Annotated in this window: 5 protein-coding genes; all 5 read left to right on the top strand. The window is 54.4% G+C overall.

What is annotated here, in order from left to right:
* Positions 1 to 51 precede the first annotated feature (51 nt).
* Positions 52 to 1,296: an ABC transporter permease gene (locus HMPREF0673_RS10725; protein ID WP_040596860.1), complete on the top strand. Its 1,245-nt coding sequence runs from the start codon at positions 52 to 54 to the stop codon at positions 1,294 to 1,296.
* A gap of 128 nt (positions 1,297 to 1,424) precedes the next feature.
* The gene (locus HMPREF0673_RS10730) at positions 1,425 to 2,564 is read left to right on the top strand and encodes an efflux RND transporter periplasmic adaptor subunit (RefSeq protein WP_007902186.1); all 1,140 of its coding nucleotides are present in this window, start codon (positions 1,425 to 1,427) and stop codon (positions 2,562 to 2,564) included.
* A gap of 51 nt (positions 2,565 to 2,615) precedes the next feature.
* Positions 2,616 to 3,266: a hypothetical protein gene (locus HMPREF0673_RS10735; protein WP_007902189.1), complete on the top strand. Its 651-nt coding sequence runs from the start codon at positions 2,616 to 2,618 to the stop codon at positions 3,264 to 3,266.
* A 51-nt stretch (positions 3,267 to 3,317) separates the two neighbouring features.
* Positions 3,318 to 6,992: a glycoside hydrolase family 2 TIM barrel-domain containing protein gene (locus HMPREF0673_RS10740; RefSeq protein WP_007902195.1), complete on the top strand. Its 3,675-nt coding sequence runs from the start codon at positions 3,318 to 3,320 to the stop codon at positions 6,990 to 6,992.
* 125 nt (positions 6,993 to 7,117) lie between these two features.
* Positions 7,118 to 7,968: BspA family leucine-rich repeat surface protein (locus tag HMPREF0673_RS14590; protein ID WP_007902196.1), on the top strand; the 851-nt coding region annotated here is incomplete at its 3' end.

Below are 7,968 nucleotides of genomic sequence, written 5' to 3' on the forward strand. Positions count from 1 at the left end.
GAAAGGCCTAAGAAGGCTTAGTTCGGCTTAGAAAAAAAAGAGAAAACAATGATACGATTCGACACAGACCGCCTGCGTGAAATACTCGACACGCTATCTCGCAATAAATCGCGCACCTTCCTCACCGGATTCGGCGTGTTTTGGGGCGTGTTCATGCTTGTCGGACTCATCGGGGGTGGCGACGGAATGAAGGAGATAATAAACAAGAGTCTCGACGGCTTCGCCACCAACTCCGCTGTAGCATGGGCGCAACAGACCACCATTCCACACCACGGATTTCGCAAGGGACGCCAGTGGACAATGAACTACGACGACGTGAAGCGACTGAAGGCGCACGTGCCCGAACTTGATGTCGTCACACCGACCATAACACGCTGGGGAGCCAGTGCCACCCACGGCGACAAGCACGCGACGTGCATCGTGAAGGGCGTGATGCCCGACATGCAGGAGGTGGCAGCCCCGAAGATGTACTACGGACGCTACATCAACGAGATGGACATCAGCCAGGGACGCAAGGTGTGCGTCATCGGCAAGCAGGTGTACAAATCACTCTTCACCAATGGCGGCGACCCATGCGGACAAGTGATACGCATCGACTCTATATATTATAATGTAGTAGGTGTCAACTATAGCGATGGCAACATAAACATCAACGGTAGCGACGAGCAGGCTGTGATAATGCCCATCACACTCGTGCAGCAGGTGTACAACCGCGGCCATAGCATCGACCTGCTCTGCATGACGGGCAAGCCGGGCGTGAAGATGAGCGACATCACCGACCGTGTGCGCAGCGTGATAGCGCAGGCACACGACGTGAGTCCGAAGGACGACAAGGGCGTGATGATATTCAACACCGAGATGATGTTCTCGATGGTCGACAGCATGTTCCGGGGCATCAACCTCCTCATCTGGCTCGTGGGCATAGGCACGCTGCTCGCCGGAGCCATCGGTGTGTCGAACATCATGATGGTGACGGTGCGCGAGCGAACCACGGAGATAGGCATACGCCGCGCCATAGGTGCTACGCCACGCAGCATTCTCTCGCAAATCATCTCTGAGAGCATACTGCTCACCTCCATAGCTGGCATGAGCGGCATCCTCTTCGTAGTCATCATACTACAGGCACTTGAGATGGCAAACACCACCGACGGCATCATCAAGGCTCACTTCCAGATTAGCTTCTGGACAGCCGTCGGTGCCGTGGCAGTGCTATCGCTGCTCGGCGTGCTCGCCGGACTCGCCCCTGCCATGAGAGCCATGAGCATTAAACCGGTCGACGCAATGAGAGATGAGTAGCCCCTCCCAACCCTCCCCGTCGGGGAGGACTTAGTTAGCCTTAGTCCCCTCGGCTTAAAAAGGCTTAAGAAGGCTTAGTTCGGCTTATAAAATAAAGGCTTAGTTCTCAACCCTAAACAACCCTGCTTATGAAAAAATACTTCAAATACATCCTCATGGCACTTGTTGCCGTGATCTTCATCGGAACATTCGTGTTCCTTTACATCAAGTCGCAGCCTCAGCCGGAGGTCTACGACGAGTTTACACTGCAGCGAATGGACATCCGCAAGACCACCGTCGTCACTGGCAAGATTGAGCCGCGCAACGAGGTGAATGTGAAGCCGCAGATCTCGGGCATCATCACCGAGATACTCAAAGAGGCTGGCGAGACGGTTCAGGAGGGCGAGGTGATTGCCAAGGTAAAGGTAATCCCGGACATGGGGTCGCTCAGCGCAGCACAGTCGCGCCTGCGTCTTGCCGAGATAAACCGCAAGCAGGCGCAGACCGACTACGACCGCGAGAAGACACTCTTCGACAAAGGACTCGTCGCTGCCGACGAGTACGACAAGATAGCGCAGGCTTTGCGCCAGGCTCGCGAAGAGGTGGACGCAGCTCAAGACAACCTCGAAGTGGTGCGCGACGGCGTATCGAAGTCGAACGCTTCGGCTTCGTCAACGCTCATCCGCTCCACCATCACCGGCTTGATACTCGACATCCCCGTGAAGGTGGGCAATTCGGTGATTCTTGCCAACACCTTCAACGACGGAACGACCATCGCCACCGTTGCCAACATGAACGACCTCATCTTCCGTGGTAACATCGACGAGACGGAAGTGGGTCGTCTGTCTACTGGCATGACGATGAAGATCACCATCGGTGCGCTGCAGGATCTGAAGTTCGATGCCCGATTGGAGTACATCGCCCCGAAGGCTACCGACCAGAACGGTGCCAACCAGTTTGAGATAAAGGCAGCCGTAAACCTTCCGTCCAACGCCACAAACATCCGTTCGGGCTATAGTGCCAACGCGGAGATAGTATTGGCAGAGGCGAAGAACGTGCTGGCTGTTCAGGAGAGTGCCATCGAGTTCGACGGCGACGACACGTATGTGTACGTCATAAAGGGCGAAGGCGACAAGCAGACATACGAACGTCGCAAGGTGCAGACTGGCATCTCCGACGGCATAAACATCGAAATACGTAGCGGCGTGAAGCCTAACGAACGCATACGCGGACCTAAAATGATTGCTACAGAGAAGGCAGAGCCAATGGCAAAGCACGGCAAGCACTAAGTCTACTATACTTAAAAACAAAGAAAACAAAATACTAATAACAAACCAATTATGAACAAACTTTTAATTACAGCCCTTGCTCTGCTCGGCACTTGCACAACAGCAGTAGCCGAAGACAACAAGGGCGTGGAGCCTACCGCTGGAGGTACATACAACCTCTACAACGTAGGCGCAAAGCAGTTCCTCGGTACCGAGAACGGACGTTTGGTGCTTGGAGGAGAGAAAGTAAAGGTGACTCTCGAACTGATTGAGGGCACGACTACTCCCGGCTTCTACCGCATCAGTTCTGACAACAGTATGTGGGGAGCCGAATTATGGGGCACCCCCTCTGCCTACGGAGGCACATTCAACGAGTGGCGCATCGAGCCGGTGGAAGGCGCATACGCCATCTCAAGCCGCAACACGGAAGCAAGTGCATCGATGTATCTCTATCAGAACACCATCTACAACCGTCTGTCGGCTACCGCACAGATGCCTGGCAAGGAGTTCGAGACAGCCCAGTGGCTCTTCGTTGACCCGAGCACACCGGAGACAGCTATCGAGAGCGTAGAGACCAATGATGTACAGACAGAGCAAACCACCAACACCACAACCGGTGTACACAACATCGGTGGTCAGCAGTTACGCTCTACGGACAACACCGAGGGTCTGCAGGATGGCATCTACATCGTGGGCGGCAAGAAGACATTGCTAAAGAAATAACGCTCCGTAAGCATATACATTATTATATATTACAACAAACCTAAAAACATTATGTTATCAAATATCAAACAGCGCCTCGTGCTCATGCTCTCGCTGGTGTGCCTCCTCGCAGGCGGCACGCTCTCGGTGCAGGCACGCCAGTCGCTACTCACCAACTATACGCCTAACGGCAAGTCGTTCAGCTACGAGACGGCGATAAACTTCCAGAAGCAGAGTTTCAAGGCTGTGCTCGACCTCAGCACCTGCGACGACTCGAAAGCGAACGAGAACATCCTCTCTATCGGCGACGACCTTCAGGGCGCAAACGGATGGGGCGGCGTAAACGTAATACATCTGTTCTACACAAAGAGCAATAATAATTTGGAACTCGACTGCTTCGACCCAAGAAGCAGAACTCATTATGAAGTATTGAAAAACATTTCTGGCGAGCTTACTGTCGAGCTGAAGTCGGACGGTCTGTACATCAACGGCGTACAGCGTTGCGACGCTTCTGCTGTGAGCAACATCCTCGCCATGTCGTCTATCCTCTACGGCAGCACGCAGGGCAACACACGCTCGTGGGCTACGTACAAGGAAATCTCACTCGAAGACGTAGAAGGCGGCTCAACCGGCGGCGGTGGAACAACAGACCCCACCGAGCGCAAGTTCGATGCTTCGTGGATTCAGAATCAGCAGAAGGTGGGCGATTGGAAGGAGGATGCTCACGCTACGTTCATTCCCTACGCATCGGTAGAGGCTATGAAGAGCGACGCTGCGTTCAACGAGCCGTGGCTCACTCCGCAGAACGCCGAGACACAGCTGCTCAACGGCGAGTGGAAGTTCAAGTTCGTACCCGGAACACAGAATGGTCCTGGCGAAAGCGAGTTCTTCGCTGCCGACTACGACGACTCTGCTTGGGACAACATCCGCGTGCCGCTCTCTTGGGAGATGGCAGGCTACGGCAAACCGGTATATACCAACGTGGGCTATCCGTTCCAGAACAATCCGCCGAACGCCAACGTGGGCTACACCTACTACGGTGTGGAGGATCACAACGCCATAGGCTTCTACCGCCGCTCGTTCAACGTGCCCGAATCGTGGAATGGCAAACGTCTCTTCGTCCACTTCGACGGCGTGTACAGTGCTGCCGTGGTATGGGTGAACGGCAAGTACGTGGGCTACTCGCAGGACTCTAACACCGATGCCGAATTCGACATCACCGACTTCGCCAAGGTGGGCGACAACCAGCTTTCGGTACGCGTCTACCGCTGGTGCGACGGCTCTTATCTCGAAGGTCAGGACATGTGGCACCTCTCGGGCATTCACCGCGACGTATATCTCGTGGCAACTCCGAAGGTGTTCGTAGCCGACCATTATATCACTGCGCCCAACCTCAGCGAGGACGCTACAAGCGGCACGCTGAAGGTGGCACTGAAGGTGGACAACCGAGACGGCGTGGAGGCTGCGAAGAAGTTCCTCGTTGAACTGCTCGACCATGAGGGCAAGACCGTAGGCTCGGCTACTGCCGAATACAGCGGCACTGACACAAAGACCATCAACGCTACAATCAGCCAGCTCAGCGGTCTGCACGCTTGGAGCGCCGAAGACCCGTATCTCTACAGCGTTGTTGTTAAGCAGCAGACTGCCGACGGCACAGACGAGATGGTGTTCTCTACGAAGTACGGCTTCCGCAACATTGAGCAGAAGGGCAACCTCGTGTACATCAACGGCAAGCGCGTGTTCTTCAAGGGTGTGAACACTCAGGACGCTCACCCCGAATACGGACGCGCCATCGACATGGAGACTATGCTGCGCGACGTGGAGATGATGAAGCAGGCTAACGTGAACACGGTGCGCACCTCGCACTATCCGCGCCAGCCGAAGATGTACGCCATGTTCGATGCCTACGGTCTGTACACCATGGACGAGGCTAACGTGGAGTGCCACTTCAACCAGAACCTCGCCTCTAACTCTACATGGCGCACAGCCATCGACGACCGCGAGGTGCGCATGGTGATGCGCGACCGCAACCACCCGAGCGTTATCTTCTGGTCGCTGGGCAACGAGTCGGGCGGCGCAAGCAACTTCTCTTCAAGCATCAGCAAGATTCGCCAGCTCGACAACCGCCTCATCCACTACGAGGGCAACATGAGCTACTCCGACCTCGGCTCTTCAATGTACCCGACAGTGCAGAATGTGAAGAACAGCAGCAACGGCTATTCAGGCAAACCTTACTTCATCTGCGAGTATGCACACGCGATGGGTCAGGCTGTGGGCAACCTGCAGGAGTACTGGGACGTTATCGAGGCAAGCAACGGCATCCTCGGCGGCTGCATCTGGGACTGGGTTGACCAGAGTTTCTACGACCCTGCACGCCTCGTGAATGGCGAGCGCAAGAGCAAGAACGGCTTCAACTACTGGGTATCGGGCTACGACTACAACTCTACCGGTGGCGTGGGCGTAGGCTTCCAGGGCAACTTCGTAAACAACGGACTCATCACCCCCGACCGCGCATGGACGGGCAAGCTCACCGAGGTGAAGCGCGTATATCAGAACGCTGCGTTCACAGCCTTCGATGGCGGCAAGGTGACACTGAAGAACAAGAACTCATTCGTCGACCTTGAGATGTACGACCTCGTCTATCAGGTGCTGCGCGACGGACGCATCGTCGAGGAGGGTAAGGCTGAAATGCCGGCTATCGCTGCCGGTACAGAGGCTTCTATCGATATTCCGTACACCACAAGCGTCACTGACGATGCTGAGTATCTGCTCAACCTCTCGCTGCGCCTGAAGGAGGCTACGCTGTGGGCAGAGCAGGGCTACGCCGTAGCAGAACAGCAGTTCGAGATTGGCAAACGCCCGACGCTCGCCGCTCACAAGGCTGACATGGAAAACAACTCGGCACTCACCATAGAGGGTCAGACCGTCAAAGGCAAGACAGCCGACGGCGAGTTCGAGATTAAGTTCAACAACGGCAAGATGCAGTCGTGGACATACAACGGCAAGGCACTCATCGCCGAGGGTCCCGACTTCAACAGCTACCGCAAGGTGGACAACGACCGCAACTTCCGCCCGTCGTTCAGCAACTCTGCCAACGTCAGCGTGACCGGTGCACTCGCCAAGAGCGGCGACAACGCTACACTGTCCGTGCAGGGCAGAGCCGATGGCTGCCAGTACACCATCGACTACACATTCTATCCTGACGGCGTGGTCGACATGAAGACAACCTTCTCGCCAAGCGGTTCATTGGCACGCATGGGTCTGGGTATGCAGTTCGCTGCAGGCTTCGAGGACGTAGAGTACTACGCACGTGGTCCGTGGTCTAACTATGCCGACCGCAAGACCGGCTCAATGCTCGGCCGCTATCAGACTACGGTAGACGACATGGTCGACGAGATGATCCACCCACAGACCTATGGTGACCATCAGGATATGCGCTCGCTCACGCTGCGCAACAACAGCGAACTCGGCAAGCCGCTCACCCTGAACATCGAGACAGAGGGTCAGGCAGCCTTCTCGCTCGGCCACTACGACGAGACACGCTGGTGCACATGGGGCGACTCGATGTGGAACTCGCAGCTCCACTGGTACGACCTCACTCGCGACCCGCAGATCTACGCCCACTTCGACTACGCACAGCGCGGCTTGGGCAACAACTCTTGCGGTGGCGACGGCTGCCTCTCGCAGTACGAGGTTCCGTCATGGAACTCATACACATACACCCTGCGCTTCACACCAAGCAACTAACTTAGGAGGGTATGGCATCCTGCCATACCCACGCCCCCTGAAATATTCAAGAGGAGGGTGTGCATATAAACATAGAATGCACACCCTCCAACCAAATACTAATATTTTTTTTTAACTGTTCTATTATGAAAACTAAACTTTTACACCCGATTGCTCGTCTGGTACTTGCAATCTTGATGTGCCTGCCCATCTATGGTAGCCATGCATTTGCCCAAGAGGCAGAGTCGTATGCCGTGTTCGACGAAGCCACAAACACGCTGACATTCAAGCACGACACCAACAAACCCGCTGGAGCGTTTGCGCTGAATGAGGGCAAAAATGCCCCAGGTTGGTATAAATCCAATGACGATGGATCGAATGCAAATATCATCAAGAAAGTTGTCTTCGATGCTTCATTTGCTAATGCACGTCCAACAAATTGCCACTTGTGGTTCTATGGTTGTAAGAACCTTACAACCATAGAAGGCATTGAATACCTAAACACAGAAAACGTGACGAGTATGTCTCTCATGTTCAGTGGCTGTTCCGCTCTCACAACACTCAACTTATCAAATTTCGACACACAAAGTGTGACGAACATGACCGGCATGTTCAGTGACTGTCGTGCTCTCACGACACTTGATGTTTCAAACTTCAACACACAGAACGTGACGGACATGAGCTTCATGTTCTTTAACTGCTCGGCTATCACTACACTTGACATCGCAAAATTCGACACTAAGAACGTGACGGATATGAGTTTTATGTTCTGCTCCGATCCAGCTCTCACCACCATCTATGCAAGCGACAAATTCGTGACAACAGCATGTGAAGAAGACGAGAATATGTTTGCAGAGTGCACTAACCTTGTGGGTGCCGTACCTTACGACGAAAATAAGGTGGGTAAGGAAATGGCGAACTACACCACTGGCTACTTCACAGATATAGCCTCAAAAGTCGCAGAATCGTATGCCGTGTTCGACGAAGCCACAAACAC

Origin of the sequence: Leyella stercorea DSM 18206, from assembly GCF_000235885.1 — a bacterium.
Lineage (GTDB): Bacteria > Bacteroidota > Bacteroidia > Bacteroidales > Bacteroidaceae > Prevotella > Prevotella stercorea.